Source organism: Leptospira paudalimensis (genome assembly GCF_026151345.1).
GTDB lineage: Bacteria > Spirochaetota > Leptospiria > Leptospirales > Leptospiraceae > Leptospira_A > Leptospira_A paudalimensis.
This window is the reverse complement of record NZ_JAMQPR010000001.1, coordinates 3452534-3470721: the sequence shown is the minus strand read 5'-3', so window position 1 is coordinate 3470721 and position 18188 is coordinate 3452534. Positions and strand designations below refer to the sequence as shown.

Sequence of the window (18188 nt, the reverse complement as noted above, 5' to 3'; positions counted from 1 at the left end):
TCTTGACTCATAGAGAAAATTCCAAAGTACTGTAAAAAAACATCTATAAGGCAACCCATGATCGACTTTTCAATCACCGATGAACAAAAAGCCCTCCGCGAACTAGCCAGAGATTTCGCAAAAAATGAAATGATTCCCAAAGCGGAACACCATGACCACACAGGTGAGTATCCAAAAGAGATTTTGAAAAAAGCATTTGATGTGGGTCTCATGAACATGCACATCCCTGCAGAATATGGTGGAGCAGGACTTGGTGTTTTGGATGAACTGATCGCCTCAGAAGAGTTATTTTATGGATGTTCTGGGATGGCAACTGCAATCCTTGCAAACAACTTAGCACTCGCTCCAGTGTTGTTAGGTGCTGATGACTATGTGATGAAAAAATTCATCCAACCAATGACCGAAAATTTTACTCTCGCTGCATATGCAGTAACAGAGCCTGGTGCAGGATCTGACGTTGCAGGAATTCGTACCACTGCAAAACGAGTCGGAGATGAATACATCATCAACGGATCTAAAATGTGGATCACCAATGCAGGACATGCAGATTGGTTTTTTGTTCTTGCAAAAACAGATCCAAATGCTGGGCACAAAGGCATGACAGGCTTCATTGTAGATGCAAAAACTCCAGGAATCATCGTTGGTAAAAAAGAAAAGAATATGGGACAACGTTGTTCCGACACTCGCGGTGTTACTTTCGAAGATGTGAAAGTTCCAAAAGAAAATATGATCGGTAAAGAAGGGGAAGGTTTCAAAATTGCAATGGGTGCATTTGACCAAACTCGCCCAGCTGTAGCGATCGGAGCTGTTGGTGTTGCTCGAGCAGCACTTGATCATTCCATTCGTTATGCAAACACTCGTAATGCGTTCGGAAAACCAATTTCCGTGAACCAAGGTGTTAGTTTTATGATCGCAGAAATGGCTCGTGATATTGAAGCAGGAAGACTGCTTTGTTGGCAATCGGCTTGGCTTATTGACAATGGTTTCCGTAACACATACCAAGCATCCATTGCAAAAGTATTCTGTGCTGATATGGCTATGCGTGTCACAACAGATGCAGTTCAAATTTTTGGTGGCTACGGATTCAATGAAGAATACCCAGTTGAAAAATTGATGCGTGATGCTAAAATTTTCCAAATTTATGAAGGAACTTCACAAATCCAAAGAGTGATCATTTCGAAATTCCTCAACGATGGAGTTGGGATCGAAACTCCAAACGCTTAAAAGTTGGAATTGGGATCAGTGGAATTAGAAAATAGTTCCACTGTTCCTATCCTAGTATGTTTTTACTCATCGATAACTACGACTCTTTCACTTACATATTATTCCAATACTTAACCAAAATCGCACCAACAACTGTAATGCGAAATGATGAAAATTTACCTTTGGATACGTTGCAAAAATACCAAGCAGTTGTTCTTTCTCCTGGACCTGGTTTACCAAAAACTTCTGGGAAACTCATGTCACATTTTGTTACTTTGTATCCGAAAGTTCCGATTCTTGGAATTTGTCTCGGCCACCAAACGATTGCGGAAACCTTTGGAGCAAAATTAGAACAAACGAAAGAAATATACCATGGACGGCCTTCTCCCATCGAACACAATGGTGATGGTATTTTTAAAAACATCCCTAACCAGTTTTTAGCTAACCGTTACCATTCTTGGGCAGTCTCAAAACTGGAATTTCCAAACGAATTGGAAGTGACAGCAGAAACGAAAGATGGTGTGATCATGGGGATTCGTCACAGAAAATGGAGAAAGGTCTTCGGGGTTCAGTTCCATCCTGAATCCATCCTCACTGAATATGGGGAAACCGTGCTTCGTAACTTCTATGAGGAAGTTCATTCATGAAATATTTTTTTAGATTATTGAGTTATAGCGTTCATTATAAACAAAGATTTGTTTTGGGACTTGTATTTGCTCTCTTAACAGCCATACTCAATGGAATTTCGTTAACTGCACTCATTCCTCTTTTTGATTCACTCGGAAGTGATAAGAACAATCGTTTTCATTTGGATTTAACTTTACCTGAAAAAACCATATTAGTTCAGGAAGTTTTACTGGGTGAAGATAGTTTAGATGGATTGGAAAGAATCAAACGATTGATCATCTCTGCCAAACTCCAAATCAATACTTATACAGAAAACATGGAACCCAAGGAAGTAGTTTGGGCAGTTTGTATTGCAGTGTTTCCACTGTATCTTTTGAAATTGGGAACCTATTTATTATCTGTTTATTGTATTGCCACAGCTGGTTATAAAGCGGTTCGAGATATACGGCAAGAGTTATTCCAAAAGGTACAAAAATTACCTCTCACGTATTTTTATAAAGAGAAAACAGGGCTTATCATGAGCCGTGTGATCAATGATGCAGAAATTGTAGCAGCTGTGATTTCGAGTAATTTACGTGATGCGGTTATCAATTTCTTCTATGTGTTAACTCATTTAGTGATTTTAATTTATCTAAATTCAGATCTTTTGATCCTCGCTTGTTTGACAGTTCCTGTTGTGATATTGCCAGTTACTTTGTTCACGAGAAAAATTTCTTCATCTACAGCTAGATTCCAAGAGAAAATAGCAGATCTCAATGGGCATATCCAAGAGTTTATTTCTGGTATCAAAGTCATTCGTACCTTTCGACAAGAAAAACAAGACCTTAAAAAGTTTGATAATATCAATTATAAAGTTTATAGAAGGACATTTAAAGGTCAATTTTACTTACAAATGGCACCTAGCCTTGTTGAATTAACATCATCCATTGTAGTTCTCGGATATTTTGCGTTAGGTGCCAAATTTATCTATTCAGGTAAATTCACTCAAGGTGAGTTTATGGCATTTCTTTTAACTTTATTATTTTTAATGAGGCCACTCACTCAACTTTCACAAATGGTAGGAAAAATCACCCAAGCTAATTCTGCTGGGAAACGAATTTTTGAAATCATCGATCGTGACCCAGAAGTGATTGAACATGGTGATGAAACAGTTCTCGAAAAAATCACAGAGGGAATCAAATTTGAAAATATCCATTTTTCTTATCCTGGAACCAACCAGGAAGTTCTCAAAGGAATCAACTTAGATATCAAACTTGGCGAAACCTATGCATTTGTAGGAACAAGTGGTTCTGGAAAATCCACAATGATGGATTTAATTCCTCGTTTTTTTGATCCAACTGCAGGACAGATCAAAATTGATGGGATTGATATCAAACAATATTCCCTCAAATCACTTCGTAAAAAAATAGGAATTGTGACCCAAGAAATTTTCCTCTTCCACGGAACCATTGCTGAAAACATCGCATACGGAACTGGAGCTGCTACAAGAAAAGAAGTGGTAAGAGCTGCTCGATTGGCGAATGCACATGATTTTATCACCAAAATGGAAAACGGATATGATACCATGATTGGTGTACGTGGATTAGATTTGAGTGGTGGACAAAGGCAACGTTTAGTCATTGCTCGAGCATTATTACGAAATGCTGAAATTATGATTTTAGACGAAGCAACTAGTGCTCTTGATGCTGAATCGGAACGTTTGGTGAGCCGAGCTCTCGAAAGACTATTCCAAAATCGTACAACATTTATTATTGCACATCGATTATCGACCGTAAGGCGAATTAAAAACATAGTTGTCATCGAAGAAGGTGAGATCAAGGAACAAGGGGATCACGATTCTTTACTCGAACAAAATGGTATTTATAAAAAACTATATGATAGTCAATTTGCAGATGCAGAGATCCAAATATGAAAAAAGTACTAATTGTTGATGATAATGACCGCTATGCGAATAATCTTAAATTATATTTGGATGCTAAAAAAATTAATTCCGATAGAGCCGTTGATGCAAAACAAGGATGGGAATTATTTACTAACTCCAACGATTACGACATGATCATCTCTGATGTCACAATGGAAACTCAAACTTCTGGATTGTGGATGATGCGTAAAATTTACAAATCAGGATACAAAGGAATAATGGTAATAGCATCCACAGGATTTGATGTCTCGGGAGTGATGCCTTTTTCTTCTATTTTTTTATCTTGGTTTTGTGGATTACATTGGATGATCCCAAAGGTTCCACTCAAACAAGGAACGGTGGAATGGGTTCCCACCATTCTCTCAAAGGGTAAATCTACTCCTTTCTAGGAACTTTAATTTCCTCAATTGGATTAAACAAGTTTTTGTGTTTTCCTTTTTTTAACTGAGAATACTTTCCTGAATTTCCATCACTGCCTAATTGTTTTACTTCTATGATATCAATTTTTGGATAAAATACCCAGCCAGTGACGAATGCACTTCTTGCTCCAGGTAAAGTAGATTCCATTTTCATTTGGATGTATTTATCTGTGACAATGTCTTCACCAATCCGAACAGCGAATTCTTTTTTGGTTTCTGATAGGATGAGACCAATTTCTTTATTTTTAATATAAGATAAAGGAATGGATCTTTCGTTAGGTTCTGATCTTAGATAATCATCTTCTATTAGGATGATCGCATACTTTCCAAATGCTTTTCTTCGAAGTAGTGCTTCCCCAATCCGTTTTGTGAACTTTTCATCAGTTAAAGATTCATTCAATCGAATCAAAGCAAAAGTTGCGGAAAGGGAAGGATTTTTGCTAATTTCATCGATCGCCATCATGGTTAATGTAGGTTCTTCTGTAGCCACACGTTCTAAGATTCGTAAACTCTCTCGGCTTCCATGTATAGCAAGTGCTTCGATTGCTGCTTCTTTGATTTCTTGTTCTGGTGATTTTAAAAATTTAGCAAAAATTTCAACATCAGCATCTAATTTATGATAGGCGAGACCTCGTAAAGCACCCGAAACAATTACAACGTATTCAGATGCAATCCCTTGTGTTAAAATTAATTCACGGCCTGCTGGATCTTTGGTTTTTCCAAGTCCTTCAAAGCTGACTGCTATCACTTCTGGGTCTTCTGCTTTTGTCCCTGCAATAAAATAGGTTAAGGAACGTTTATCACCAATGTCAGATAGAGCTTTGTATGCTGCAGGACGAACTTGGTAACCATCTTTATCTATTGCAGATTGTAAGGTAACACGACCAGCTTTCAATCGGCCAAGGGCAAGGGCCGCCGCAGATCGAACTCTTGGAATGGGATGAGTTGCGAGAATTTTTTCAAGATTTTTTGGCTTACGATAGTATTCCCATCGAAATACCTGAACAAGTCCATTTCGAATTTGTTCTGTATATTCTTTGTCTTTTTTCTCTTCATCAGAAAGGACTTCATCCTCTTCCTTCTTAACCAATTCATTGATCTGTTCCGTCGCCTTCCCAGTAACTTTGGATTTGCGATTCAATCGTTTGATAGAAATTTTATTGGAGGAATCTTCTTTTTTAACAGTTACCTTTTCTGGTTTTTTGGAAGTTTGAGTGTCAGTATTGATAAGAATAGGATCTTCTGTTCCTGTTTTGGTTTCAGGTTCAGCAATATCTCTTCCTTGGTTATAATTATTGGAATCTGATCTTAGATTACGGATTGCATTTTGAATTCCAATCGCTTTAGGACTATATTGTTGTAATGACTCTAATATAACTCCTAATTCACGAGAAACTCGTCCAATTGTTGGTCCATCAAAATCATTTGGTGTACTATCGATAAGGGATTGGTTTGTTTGAATGAGTTCAGGTAACCTAGTGATCACATTAGGTAAATCTTCTTCCAAATAGGCAGCAGCTTGCATTTCTTTATCAACTGCTTCACCTACGGTTTTTTTGCTATCAGCACGTAAAGCAATATTTTCACCAAACTCTAATAATGCGATAGTTCGATGTGCTTCTTCAATAAAAGAATCATATTTTCGATTATTCGTAACAGGAATGACAACATCTTTGGTTTTATGTGGATCTAAATCACTCCCTTGGTATTCGCGATACTTTGGAGAAACATCTGTTAATTGGAAGGGTTTTGAAGTTGAACAACTGATGAAAAAGAGTAAGACCACCCACAAACTGCTTTTCCAAATTATGTCTTGACCCTTTTGAAACATATGATAGCCTACTTCCATACTTTGAATATCGGATACGTACTATAAGTAAAATTAGCGGCAACCTCGCTGGTCTTAAGCCAAACCAGCTAAAAAAGTTAAAATCTCTCTCCGAAAGGCGACTTCGGGAGGATTCTATCATCTCTATGGAGCTCGCAAGGCTCGTTGGTGAGATTTCTGTTGAAATCGGAAGGCAAGTTGGCCTTCTCATTGAGAGGACGGGTTATGTCACCCATCTGATTGTTGGCAACGACCACTCCATCGAAATTCCCCATTTAGATCGTTACCGAGTTGCTCATTCACGCCTCCGTGGTCTTCGTTTATTCCATACGCATCTCAAGGAACAGCCGTTAAACCAAGAAGACTTGATGGACCTTGTTCTCAACCGTTTTGATTCTATCACAGCGGCATGTGTGGATAAAGATGGGATTCCAAAATTCTTTTTTTCGGCCTTTATCAATCCAGACCCTGATGCCAAAGAACCTTGGATCCTTTCTCCCAAACAATACCCAGGCCAAATTAAGTATGGATATTCGGATGAAGTAGAAGCACTCGAATCTGAATTCACAAAAAAAACATCTAACCTGAAGGAATCACAAAAAGAAAACCGCGCTTTCCTTGTGGGAGTTTATGACGTACGAAAAATGAAACGTTCGCCTGAACATTCCATGGCTGAATTAAAGGAACTGTGTCGTACAGCAGGGATTCACGTTGTAGATACGTACATGCAAAAAAGAGATCCCGATCCCAGAACAGTTGTGGGAAAAGGAAAACTCCAAGAAATTATTTTAACTTCTGTTCACAAAGACATAGAACATTTAATTTTTGATTTGGAACTCACACCTTCTCAGGCGAAAAAAATCTCAGATGCTAGTGATTTAAAAATCATCGATCGTACCCAACTCATATTAGATATTTTCTCCAAAAATGCAAAGTCCCGCGATGGAAAATTACAAGTGGAACTTGCTCAACTTAAGTATCTGAAAAATCGACTCTCTGAATTGGATGATAACATGAGTCGCCTAACGGGTGGTATTGGTGGTAGAGGACCTGGAGAAACCAAACTGGAAATTGGAAACAGGCGAGTTGAAGAAAAAATCAATCGTTTGGAAAATGAACTAAAAGACCTAAAACGAAGAAGGGAACTCAATCGTAAGTCTCGTTCCCGTAATGAAATACCGATCGTAGGAATTGTTGGTTACACCAATGCAGGGAAATCGACTCTTCTCAATGCACTTACGAATTCAACAGTGATTGCAGAAGACAAATTATTTGCAACCTTAGACCCAACCACAAGGCGTATTCGGTTTCCTGAAGAACGAGAGATCATCATCTCTGATACAGTAGGTTTTATCCATGACCTGCCTCCCGATTTATCCCAAGCCTTTAAAGCTACCTTAGAGGAATTAGGTGATGCGGATTTATTATTACATGTTGTGGATGTGACCAATCCAAATTACTCTGAGCAGATGGATGCAGTTGATACCATCCTCAATTCGTTACAATTAAATGAAATTCCGCGGATGGTTGTTTTTAATAAAGCGGATGGATTGGATGAAGAAACTTATGGCAATTTACAGAAAAATGGTTCTTTGTTAGTTTCTTCCATTACAAGGGAAGGGCTTTCAAAACTCCTTGATTTGATTGAATATGAAATTTGGAAAAAGAAGGAACAAAAACAGCTGGAAGTTACATCCAATTGAGAATGGCTTCTTTTTTGGTATTGTAAATTTGCACTTTTTTGGGTAAATCCATCAGTTGGATTACGTTTTCTAAAAAGTGATTTAAGCCCCCAATTCTAATCTTTCCATTTTGTGTTTCAACAGTTTTAATGATACTGATGAGGGTTGCTACACCAATGCTATTGATGTATTCCAATTGACTCAAATCTAAAATGATTTGGTAAATCCCATCTTCAAAAACAGAAGAGATACTTCGGTTGATTTCATATGCATTGGTATTCGTGATTTGACCCACAAAGGAGACTACCTGCACGACTTCCCCTTTGATTTGGATGGATTCCGTTTCAATGATGAGGGAAGGGAAGGTAAACTTTGCCATGGGTTTAGAGGTTCTCCAATAACCGTATCGCAACTGTTTTTTGTTTGATGATGTCTTTCATCATATCAATTTCCACTAACGATTTTTGAAATTCACCTTCTGTTGCTGCATGGGTGACAACAATCACAGATACAGGTTCCGAAGAGGATTCCTTCTGTTGGACGGATGCAATTGAAATATTATGACGTCCTAAAATTTGGGAAATTTCAGCAAGTACACCTGGTTTGTCCACAGTAGAGAAACGTAGGTAATATCGAACTAAATTCTCAGGTTCCGGAAATCGTTTTCCTTCTGGGAAAAGATTGTTTTCTTTTGCGATGTCTTTACTTCCTAATCGTGAGGCATAGTAAATGATATCTGAGAGAACAGCACTCGCTGTTGGCATTCCACCTGCTCCCTTACCTGTCATCATTCCAGAATCCGCTTCTTTTGTTTTGTAAAACACAGCATTGGATTCGTTCATCACATTTGCGAGTGGATGGTCGAGTGGTACAAGAGTAGGATGGACCTTAGTTAAGATTCCCGCCGAACTTCGTTTAGAGATCCCGAGTAGTTTGATTCTATATCCGAGGGAAAGTGCTGCTTGGATGTCCATGGATTGTAATTCAGAAATCCCTTTTACAGAGACTGTTTGGAAGGAAACATACTCTCTGAATGCTAGGCTCGCGAGCAGGCTGATTTTATGCCCAGCATCGATCCCTTCCACATCAAAGGTTGGATCTGCTTCGGCAAATCCAAGTTCCTGTGCTTTTTTGAGAGCTGTGGCATAGTCCCAAGACTCTTGTTCCATTTTGGTTAGAATAAAGTTTGTGGTTCCGTTGAGAATCCCACAGATCACTTCAAATTCACATGAAGCAAGTCCATCTCGTAATGTACGAATGATGGGAATGGATCCTGCAACGGCAGCTTCATACCCTAACTCAACTCCTGCTTTTTCGGCGATTGGATAAAGTTCACGACCTTTCTCAGATAGGAGTGCTTTGTTTGCAGTAATGACTGCTTTTCCATTTTCGAGGGCAGAACGTACAGCTTGGTATGCGGTGTCGGTACCGCCTATCAATTCTACAATCATATCAATATCCGAACGTTTTGTAACAGAAAGTACGTCGTCTGTGACAGGGATGTTCGTTTTACCTTGGAGTTTTGCCGGGTTACGGGTAGCAATGATTGTTAGTTGTAAGTTGATTCCATAATGACGTTGGATTTTTTCTCGGTTTTTGTCCAAGAGTTGGAGAAGACTCGTGCCGACAACTCCGGCACCCAATAGACCAATGCGAACTTCTTTCATCTAGGATCACGATTTCTTAGGAGAAACGGAAACACACTTAAAAAAATTTTAAAAAAAAACAAAATTGAGAAGAAGTTCTTCAGCTTTTTCTGTTTTTATGAGATAACTATAATTAGAATTGTCTCGGCAATAAGGATTATCATTATGGCAACGAAAAAATCATCATCTGCCGCTAAGAAGAAGGCTGTTAAAAAAGCGGCCAAGAAAACAAATACGGTTAAGAAACAATCTACAAGAAATGAAAGCGCTTCGCTTTTCGGAAATGACGAATCAGCGCAAGCTTCCCTTCAATCTCCTGTTTCCCATTCAGAAGGTTCTCATGGAACGAAGGAATCAGGAAATGGAGTGTATCTATTTTTAGTGTTAGCGGGAATCCTCGCAATCGGATACTTAGGGTATGTCAAATACCTAAAACCAAAGGCTCCTACAGCGACTACACAAGCGGAAGCACCAAAGGCACCAGCTGACGCTCAAACAAAACCTGTGGCTGAAACTCCTGAGAAAAAAGTAGAAGAGGCTCCTAAAGAAGTGGTTTCCTCTGGTTTTCTCGTGGATAAAATTGCTTCAAAAAAATTCACAGAAGCAGCTGCGTATTGTAAATCAGTAGGTGGCGTGGTTCCATCCAAAGAAGACTTGGTTAAATTTGCTGCAACAGCACCAAATGAAATCAAAACAAGCGAAGATAAATTTTGGACAAAAACCGAAGTGGACAAAAAATCTGGTTTGGCTTATCGTTTTTCCAATGGGAAAGCACCAAAAGTAGACAAAGCGACTGCTCTTAAGGTTCTTTGTAAAAATTAATCTCTAACGAGAGTTTGATTGGATCGGGGCAAGGATTTCTCTTCTGATTTTTAAAGCTAAGTCAGAAGAGGCGAACATCTGCCCCGAACCATCTGTTAAATAAAAACTATCTTTCGCTCTCCCCGTTTCCATATCTGTTTCAATGGTTGCACTCAAGATGTTGATTTGATTTTGCATCAGGATTCGCGAAACATAATACAACAAACCTCTACCTGCGCTACTTTCTAAATACAAACATGTTTGGTTTTTGTCTGGAAGATCGCTGAAGATGAATTCAGGAGTTTCTTTAAAAAAAGTCGCCACGGCTGGTTCTTGGATCTGCAATTTTTCAAGAATCTCTTCAAATTTTGCATTTTTGGAAAAAACAGAATCCATCATCATTCCTAATTGGAATGCCACCTTTGTTGTATCGCCACCATCTGCTTGCAAAATAAACGAATCGATCGTATATTCATTTCCTTGTTCAATGACTGTGCTCAGTTCACCAGAAATGATGTCCATTTTTAATGCATAAATGATTGTCGCAATCCTGTGAAAGGTTCCAATTTGTGTGGAATCAGTTTTTAAGGAAATGAGGATGTTTTCTTTTTCCCGTTTGTATTGAAACTCGATCAATTTTGCATTTCCTTTTCCCACTGATTGTATACATGCACAGGAAATTTCAATCAAAAGGTTTCGGCGAAATCGGCCGATGATGATAAAAGACAGTATGAAAAAATTACTAATGATTCTATTCGTATTGGGGTTTTTCTTCACACCCCTTGTTTCGGAAGAGGAAACGTCGGAAGAATCACCCTTCGCAACGACTAAAAAGAAAGTCCAACTTTGGAAAGGTGAAGTGACCGGAGTTTATAAAAATAGGCTTTGGATCAAAGTCCGTATTTATCGAAACCAAAAGATTTCAAAGTATTCAGTACCTGAATTAAAAGCACTTTTTGCTGAAACCAAAGAGTTTCCAGTCTACCAAAAACTCACACAAATCAAACAAGGTTTGCTCATTGTCAGAGATACTATTTGGGAAGAAAAAAATATCAGTAAAAATAATCAATTTATCGAAGTAGTGTTAGTTGGTGATTATAAACCAGATCTTAATTCAAAAATGAAAGAAATCACTACCGATGCTTATATCGCAAGTTATGTGGAAGAAGATTTTTTTACAGAACCAGATGCCTTTTTTAAAGGAAGGTATACTTCTCCTCGTAAAACTGTATTTCATCCAAAAGACCGTAAGGAAATGGTTTTGGTTTCCAGAGGTTTATTCTTATACGGGCAAGGGACAGACCCTTCTGCTGATAGTTTTAACCCATATTTTTTAGAACCAAAAGCATCCAGTTTGAAAGAGATTCCCTCTTTTTATATTGATAAGTATGAAGTTACGAATGCCGAATACGATTTCTTTCTAAAACAAACAAATACCAAATCACCTCCTCATTGGACTTCGGGCAAGTATCCAGAGGGAGAAGGGGATCATCCTGTGGTTCATCTCACCTACCGTGAAGTAGAGAAATATGCAGCGTGGGCAGGTAAACGTATTCCAACTGAATGGGAATGGGAGAAGGCTGCTCGTGGTCCTGGAGTTGTGGAATACACAAACAGAGATGAAACTTTAGGTTACCAAATCACAGCCACCAAATATCCATTTGGTGATGAATATGATTCTTTGTATTGTAATACAAGAGAATCAAAAATTGGAAAAACACAGTCTGTTTACGAACTATCCACGGAAGGGGCAAGTCCTTACGGGGCACTTGGAATGTGTGGGAATGCGGCGGAGTGGACATCGAGTGATTACCAACTGTACCCAGGCCATCATATCAAAAACTTTTCCTTTGGAAAAATATACAAAGTGGTGCGAGGTGGATCTTACTCTGATTCTGCCAAAAATGCGACGGCTAGTGCCAGATCTTATGGTGGGATTCCTAACCTAAGTGAAGATAGGCGAGCTGGATTTCGATTGGTGATGGATTACCGAGACTAAACTATTTTGGACAAGTCTCGTTTTTTTTACCGAGTTTTTTGCAGATTTTACCAAGGACATCTTGTTCTTCAGGAGAAAGTACAGCAAATTCGGAAGTGATCCGTTTTACGTGGTCAGGGAAAATTTGTTCGATTAGTTTTTTTCCTTCACCAGTTAAGTGGACAGAAATAAACCTTCTATCCTCCACTCCACGGACTCGTTCCACCAAATTTCGTTTTTCTAAGTTATCAATGACGAGGGTGATGTTGCCCGTACTTTTGAGAATTTTATCCCCCAAGTCTTTTTGGCATAGGGGACCCAAATGGTACAATGTCTCCAAAACTCCAAATTGGCTTTCCGATATATTCCATTTGGTGAATTCAGATATAAGTCTGGAAGACAAGGACTCGGACGCACGTTTTAATTTGATAAACGCATCGAGTGCCTGTACTTCCTTTTTAGAGCCTTTGAATTTTGTTCCCATTGATTTAATATCAAACTATCAAACCTTAAACCAATTGTCAATCGGTTTCTTGGCTCTTTTGGAAAAGTTCCTTCATGAGTCTTAGAGTACCCGATAGACCAAGCACCACTGATGAAGCTGCAACACCACCCATAAGGGCACCGGCCACTCCTGGCGAACATGCATCTGCACCTGTTAAGTAAAGGTTTTTGACAGTTGTCCTTACTCCTAACCATTCTTGGCGAAAGCGTTCTGGTGTACAGGAAAGTCCATAAATGGAACCTTCTTTGTGGCCCGTAAAGTATTCGGTTGTGATGGGAGTGGACAATTCTGTAAATTCAATCAAGTCGCGAAAACCAGGAAACCGTTCTTCCAAAAACGCCAACATCCCCTCTGTGATGGTTGCCTTTAATTCGTTGTAATCATCCCCTCGTTTTTTCCAAGGTTCGCCTTTCCATTTCGCAAAGTTTGTATAATCAGCAAAACTAATCGCTTCGGCTGTGTGGCCTTCCGCCTCTGGATTTTTTAACGAAGGAAATGATAAATACATCATCGGTGGTTTTCCTTGGATCAAGTCATTTCGTTTCGCATAACTTTCGTCATGATTTACAGTTGGAAAGATCCAATGGTTTTCTCCATGAAATCCAAGTTTGGTTGGTGATTCTTTAAAACCAATGTAAAGGGTAATGGATGTAGTACCTTGGGTACTCAAAGATTCCAAGGAAGAACCAAATGCCTCGGAATATTGTTTTGGTAAAAGTTTTTTGTAAGTGGTGTAAGCACCTGCATCTGAAATGATCTCATCAGCAAAAAAACTATGTTCGGTGATGGTTTTACCTTTTTGTACATCTACCTTCACTCCAATTGCTTTGTCACCATCCAAAATGATTTCCTTTACAGTGTGGAGGATTTTCATCGCACCACCATTTTTTTCGACAATGGGTTCAATCGAATCTACAATTTTGGAAGACCCACCGATTGGAAAATAACCTCCATTAAAGTAATGGGCAACTATCATTGAATGGATTGCGAAAGAAGAATCTTTGGGGGGAAGGCCATAATCACCCCACTGGGAACAGAGTAGAGCTCTCAGGTTCTCATCTTGGAAATGAGAGTCCATGTATTCTTTCGTAGTGATGTAGGGAGTTTTGATATGGTCTAACCCTAGTAACTTTGCTGCCTTTTCAAAAAAAGCAGGTAAGGCTTTGAGAGTGAAATGCCTACCAAACCATTGTGTGAAGGTTTCAACATCCTTGAAGTATTGGTCGATAGCCTTTTCTTCTTTGGGGAATTTGGATTTGAGATCATTCCGAAACCGTTCTTTTTCTCCATACACAGGAAAACTGAAGTTTGGATAATCAAAGACTTCAAAAGGTTCTTCCATTTTTTTCCATTGGACTCCACGTTTTGTGACTGAGTCAAAAAGGGTTCTTAACATAGAACCTTCCGCCAAATCACCAATGTAATGGATTCCCACATCCCATTCAAACTTACCTAAACGTTTGAATGTGTGTGTAAAACCACCTAACTTAAAATGACGTTCGAGAACTAAAACTTTTTTGTTTGCGACCTGTGACAAAATGGAAGCAGCAGTTAACCCGCCGATTCCAGATCCAATGATGATGACATCGTATTTAGTTTCCATGATTAGTATTTTGTCTCAACAGTATAATCCAAAGTCACTGTTTCACCAGCTTTGAGTGGAACATCAGAATAGGATTTTGTTGAGGATTCCTTAATGAATTTGTGAGAAGATTTTGTAATGGTCCAATCTCCCCATAAACTTGCATAAAATCGAATTTCAATCGCTTCTTTTTTTCGGTTTCGAATTTCAACTGAATAAGAAGATTTATCCCCTCTAGAAAGTTTGAACACTTCATAGGAAAGACGTTTTCCGTTTGCAACAACATCAAATGCTTGGCCAGTTTTGATTTTTACATCTTCGTTTTCAGGTGTATGATCAATTGTGTCTTCTCCAAGTAATTGTTGTCTTCCTTTGGAATCTGCTTTAAAAACACGAATGGTTCCTTGAGGCAGTGGTCGGCCTAAGTTATTTTTTTTAGCATTCTTAAAAATATACTTAATCGTAGCGTTATTGAAATTTTTTTCATTTCCTTCATACATAGGAAGGTTTTCGAATACGAAATACTTTTTGATTTCAATTCCTTCTGATTGGAAAAGTTGAACCTGTTTGGTTTGGTTGTATCCGATTGTTGTTGGTTGGTCTAAAGTGTAGAGGTAATATTCAGAAAGATTTTCTTGGTTAAATTCAGGAGCAGAATCAGCCATTTCATCATATTCTTTCGCCATCGTTTTTTTTACATAACGTGGTTGTGGTGTGTAGGCCGGTCTATTGGATATCAAATTTACTTTACCTGCCACTAATTGGAGTACTGCATTTTTAAATTCTGCACCTGAGTTATTATTGAGTGTGACCCAAGAATTAAGACCACATTCATTTTCTTCTTTGTCCAAAACAAGAATGTAGTCCGCTGACCATCCAAGCCCATTGGTTTGATAGGAAACTTCTACTGATTGTTCTTTCTCAGTTTCATTCTTTAATTTCCAAACTAATGTTGGTTTAGCGAATAAATTTTCTGGAATGGTTGGAACAGTGACACGGCCATTGTATCCCAAAGAGACTTCATTGCCGATTTGGTAAACAGGACTGCCGTTATTTGCAATGAGTTTGGCCTTTACAGAAGTAGTTTTTTCTTTTCCATCTTGGTAAAGAGTGACCTCTTTTCCAATGTATTTATCCATTAGCCGTTCTGGAGAGATTAAATCGTATTCATAGTTTTGTTCGAAGACAGTTAATTTTTTTGGATCTTCACCTTTTACTCTCACAGTTTGTGGGATGATTTGGGAAGGAACATCTTCGAAACGTAAAGTTTTGATTCCTTTTGAAAGATTGAGAACTCTTGTTTCTCTTACGAGTCCAATCCCACCATTATAAATGGTAACACTCACTGACTTACGATCTGATTCAGTTGATAAATCAAAGGCACTGTTAGAAGTGATGGTGGTTGTGGTAAATAATAAAAATGAAAGACTTGTGATGGTTACTATTTTGGATTTCATGTACTCTCCCATGAGCATTCTACAGTCTGAAAACTTAAAAAACGAATGCAACTAAAATCGTTAGGGGAAAACTGCACTTTAAGAGGATTCATATGACAAATGTAGTAAAAATCGGGGTAATTGGTGGAACAGGACTCTATTCAATCGATGGAATGGAAATTCTTAAGGAAATTCATCCTGATACGCCGTGGGGAAAACCTTCAGATACAATTACAATAGGTCGTTTTAAAGGGAAAGAAATTGCTTTTTTACCAAGACATGGGAAAGGTCATTTTTTAAATCCAAGTGAAGTTCCCGCACGCGCAAACATAGCCGCATTAAAACAGTTAGGTGTAGAAGAAATTATTGCTTTTAGTTCAGTTGGAAGTTTGAGACAAGAAATCGCTCCTAGAGATTTTGTAATCCCTTCCCAAATCATAGACAGAACAAAAGCTAGGCATGCTACATTTTTTGAAAATGGAATGGTTGCGCACGCTCCTTTTGCGGATCCGTTTTCATCTGGGCTTGCAAAAAAAGTAGAAGAAGCAGCAAAACAAATCAATCTTCCAATTCATACGAACAAAACATTAATTTGTATGGAAGGTCCATTATTCTCAACTCGTGCAGAATCTCATATGTATCGATCTTGGGGTGCTGATATCATCAACATGACGGTATTACCTGAAGCAAAATTAGCGAGAGAAGCAGAGATTCTTTACCAAATGGTTTGTATGTCCACTGATTATGATTGTTGGAAAGAAGATGAAGCACATGTAACTTTGGAAATGGTTCTTGCGAACCTTAGTGCCAATGCTGACACTGCAAAAAAATTATTATCCACTTTGATTGATCATTTAGGTAAGTCGGATGATTCTAGTTTGGTGGGAAGTACAAAGTTTTCTTTAGTGACTGCTCCAGAAAAACGAAATCCGGAACAGATTAAAAAATTAAAATTTTTATTTCCAAGTTACTTCTAAACTTGTGCAACAGCTTGCTCCAATGTCGGAAAAATTTGGAGCAGGCTTTTTAATTTGGTAAGTTCTAAAACATAACGAACCTTTTCAGACGGTGAAACAATGCGAATGTATCCTTTTTGTTTTACGAGTCTTGAATGGATTCCTAAACAAACACCTAATCCAGAACTATCAATATAACTTACTTGTTCAAAATTCAAAAAGATATGATTGATTCCTTTTGAAATGAGAATTTCAAGATTTTCTTTCATGACTTGTGAATTGTATAAATTGATTTCGCCAGATAACTCAAAATAAACGGCAGAGTCTGGGAGTGGGACAAATTTTTGAAGTAGGACTTCCATTTTGAAATCACCACTTTCTACGGTATAATCATCCCAATTATCAATCATATAGAAATTTCCTTCACTCCATCAGAGATTTGAAACTTGTAGAAGTCTAACGCAAGGTTAAATTTTTGTTGATAACTTTTTTTCATTTCTTCATTTATTTTGGCAAATCCTTCCTTTTTGTCTAGTACGAGTACGCATCCGCCAAATCCTCCGCCTATCATCCTTGCACCCATGACTCCTAAATCTTTAAGTTTGGAGACAATGAAGTCAGTTTCTTCACAAGAAACTTCAAAGTTTTTAGATAAGGAGTTGTGTGTTTCATACAATGCAGCTCCCACCTTTAAAAATTGATTCGATTCCAAGCCTTCGATGACTTGTTTTGTTCTTTCTCGTTCTGAAATGACATGACTTATTCTTTTGAATTCATCTGGGGTGAGGTTACAATTGTTTAGTTCTGAATCTATTAAGGTAACATCATATAATTGTTTAAAATTTGGGAACTTTGTTTGAATTTTTTGCAAAGCCGATTCACATTCTAAGCGTCTTTTATTATAAGCACTGTCTTTTAAGTTATGTTTTACATTGGAATTGATGAGATAAAATTCATGTTCACCTAATTCAAAATGATGATAAGAATAATTGAGATTTTCAGTGTTTAAGGAAATACAATCGTTTTGTTTTCCCACAGCGATGATGAATTGGTCCATGATCCCACACTTTGTACCAACAAAATTGTTTTCTGCTTTTTGCCCAATGACTGCTATTTTCTCTCTATCGATTCCCAGTCCAAAAGTTTCTGAAATCGCAAAACCTGTTACCACTTCTAAAGCAGCAGAGGATGAAAGGCCAGAACCTTGGGGGATATTTCCATCAACCAATAAATCAAAACCTGGAATGGAATGTCCTGCAGCCTCCAACTCAACAATCACTCCTGTAATATAATCTGTCCAAGGTGCATTCGGATTGGATAAAAAAGGTTTTTTGATGGTGATCGTTTCGTTATAAGTGATGGAATGAAATTGATACAGATTAGATTGATTGGGACGTAAAAATACTTGGACAGAAAAATCAATTGCTGCAGGTAGAACGATTCCACCTAAATAATCAACATGTTCCCCAATGATATTGATCCTCGCGGGGGCTTGAAACAAACGCGGATTTGTATTTGTTTTTCCAAATATACGTTCAAATTGATTCAAATTTTCTTTACTTCTCAATGAATCCACTTCATCTTCCTTTCGATGCTATACTTTA

17 protein-coding genes are annotated in these 18188 nt (G+C 38.1%); 8 read left to right on the top strand and 9 right to left on the bottom strand.

Annotation, left to right across the window (positions count from 1 at the left end):
• Nucleotides 1–57 precede the first annotated feature (57 nt).
• From ND855_RS16080 to ND855_RS16065, 4 genes are read left to right on the top strand one after another with little or no spacing between them, the layout of a single operon-like run.
• The gene (locus tag ND855_RS16080; RefSeq protein WP_407658726.1) at nt 58–1224 is read left to right on the top strand and encodes an acyl-CoA dehydrogenase family protein; all 1167 of its coding nucleotides are present in this window, start codon (nt 58–60) and stop codon (nt 1222–1224) included.
• A 56-nt stretch (nt 1225–1280) separates the two neighbouring features.
• Entirely contained in the window at nt 1281–1850 is a 570-nt protein-coding gene (locus ND855_RS16075) for an anthranilate synthase component II (protein WP_265359166.1), read from the top strand.
• Nucleotides 1847–3742 carry an ABC transporter ATP-binding protein gene (locus tag ND855_RS16070; RefSeq protein WP_265359165.1) on the top strand — a complete coding sequence of 632 codons (1896 nt, stop codon included), beginning with the start codon at nt 1847–1849 and terminating at the stop codon, nt 3740–3742. The genes ND855_RS16075 and ND855_RS16070 overlap by 4 nt, the downstream gene beginning before the upstream one ends.
• Nucleotides 3739–4140 carry a response regulator gene (locus tag ND855_RS16065; protein ID WP_265355685.1) on the top strand — a complete coding sequence of 134 codons (402 nt, stop codon included), beginning with the start codon at nt 3739–3741 and terminating at the stop codon, nt 4138–4140. The genes ND855_RS16070 and ND855_RS16065 overlap by 4 nt, the downstream gene beginning before the upstream one ends.
• On the opposite strand, the gene ND855_RS16060 is transcribed toward ND855_RS16065, so the two are convergent.
• The gene (locus ND855_RS16060) at nt 4127–6001 is read right to left on the bottom strand and encodes a HEAT repeat domain-containing protein (protein WP_265359164.1); all 1875 of its coding nucleotides are present in this window, start codon (nt 5999–6001) and stop codon (nt 4127–4129) included. The genes ND855_RS16065 and ND855_RS16060 overlap by 14 nt on opposite strands.
• A gap of 143 nt (nt 6002–6144) precedes the next feature.
• Between ND855_RS16060 and hflX the strand changes: the two genes are divergently transcribed.
• Complete coding sequence (hflX, locus tag ND855_RS16055; protein ID WP_265359163.1) at nt 6145–7701, top strand: GTPase HflX; 1557 nt, start codon at nt 6145–6147, stop codon at nt 7699–7701.
• On the opposite strand, the gene ND855_RS16050 is transcribed toward hflX, so the two are convergent.
• Together ND855_RS16050 and ND855_RS16045 are read right to left on the bottom strand one after the other, a co-directional pair.
• Entirely contained in the window at nt 7688–8059 is a 372-nt protein-coding gene (locus ND855_RS16050) for an STAS domain-containing protein (RefSeq protein ID WP_265355682.1), read from the bottom strand. The two genes, hflX and ND855_RS16050, sit on opposite strands and share 14 nt — an antisense overlap.
• A 4-nt stretch (nt 8060–8063) precedes the next feature.
• Nucleotides 8064–9347, bottom strand: coding sequence for a homoserine dehydrogenase (locus ND855_RS16045; protein WP_265359162.1), 1284 nt, complete (start codon nt 9345–9347; stop codon nt 8064–8066).
• 144 nt (nt 9348–9491) lie between these two features.
• Here ND855_RS16045 and ND855_RS16040 point away from each other — a divergent pair, with 144 nt between their 5' ends.
• A complete protein-coding gene (locus ND855_RS16040; RefSeq protein ID WP_265355680.1) occupies nt 9492–10148 on the top strand; it encodes a hypothetical protein in 657 nt (218 codons plus the stop codon).
• A 3-nt stretch (nt 10149–10151) separates the two neighbouring features.
• On the opposite strand, the gene ND855_RS16035 is transcribed toward ND855_RS16040, so the two are convergent.
• Complete coding sequence (locus ND855_RS16035; RefSeq protein ID WP_100725946.1) at nt 10152–10763, bottom strand: hypothetical protein; 612 nt, start codon at nt 10761–10763, stop codon at nt 10152–10154.
• A 94-nt stretch (nt 10764–10857) separates the two neighbouring features.
• Here ND855_RS16035 and ND855_RS16030 point away from each other — a divergent pair, with 94 nt between their 5' ends.
• Nucleotides 10858–12126: a formylglycine-generating enzyme family protein gene (locus ND855_RS16030; protein WP_265359161.1), complete on the top strand. Its 1269-nt coding sequence runs from the start codon at nt 10858–10860 to the stop codon at nt 12124–12126.
• A gap of 1 nt (nt 12127) precedes the next feature.
• Here ND855_RS16030 and ND855_RS16025 read toward each other — a convergent pair whose 3' ends face one another.
• From ND855_RS16025 to ND855_RS16015, 3 genes are read right to left on the bottom strand one after another with little or no spacing between them, the layout of a single operon-like run.
• Nucleotides 12128–12589 carry a MarR family winged helix-turn-helix transcriptional regulator gene (locus tag ND855_RS16025; RefSeq protein ID WP_265359160.1) on the bottom strand — a complete coding sequence of 154 codons (462 nt, stop codon included), beginning with the start codon at nt 12587–12589 and terminating at the stop codon, nt 12128–12130.
• 37 nt (nt 12590–12626) lie between these two features.
• The gene (locus tag ND855_RS16020; RefSeq protein WP_265359159.1) at nt 12627–14213 is read right to left on the bottom strand and encodes a phytoene desaturase family protein; all 1587 of its coding nucleotides are present in this window, start codon (nt 14211–14213) and stop codon (nt 12627–12629) included.
• Between the two features lie 2 nt (nt 14214–14215).
• Nucleotides 14216–15649 carry a DUF4139 domain-containing protein gene (locus ND855_RS16015; RefSeq protein ID WP_265359158.1) on the bottom strand — a complete coding sequence of 478 codons (1434 nt, stop codon included), beginning with the start codon at nt 15647–15649 and terminating at the stop codon, nt 14216–14218.
• Between the two features lie 92 nt (nt 15650–15741).
• Here ND855_RS16015 and mtnP point away from each other — a divergent pair, with 92 nt between their 5' ends.
• Nucleotides 15742–16605 carry an S-methyl-5'-thioadenosine phosphorylase gene (mtnP, locus tag ND855_RS16010; RefSeq protein ID WP_265359157.1) on the top strand — a complete coding sequence of 288 codons (864 nt, stop codon included), beginning with the start codon at nt 15742–15744 and terminating at the stop codon, nt 16603–16605.
• On the opposite strand, the gene ND855_RS16005 is transcribed toward mtnP, so the two are convergent.
• Nucleotides 16602–16994, bottom strand: a complete 393-nt coding sequence (locus tag ND855_RS16005; RefSeq protein WP_265359156.1) for an STAS domain-containing protein — start codon at nt 16992–16994, stop codon at nt 16602–16604. The genes mtnP and ND855_RS16005 overlap by 4 nt on opposite strands.
• A complete protein-coding gene (galK, locus tag ND855_RS16000; protein WP_265359155.1) occupies nt 16991–18160 on the bottom strand; it encodes a galactokinase in 1170 nt (389 codons plus the stop codon). Before galK ends, ND855_RS16005 begins: the two co-directional genes overlap by 4 nt.
• Nucleotides 18161–18188: the final 28 nt, after the last annotated feature.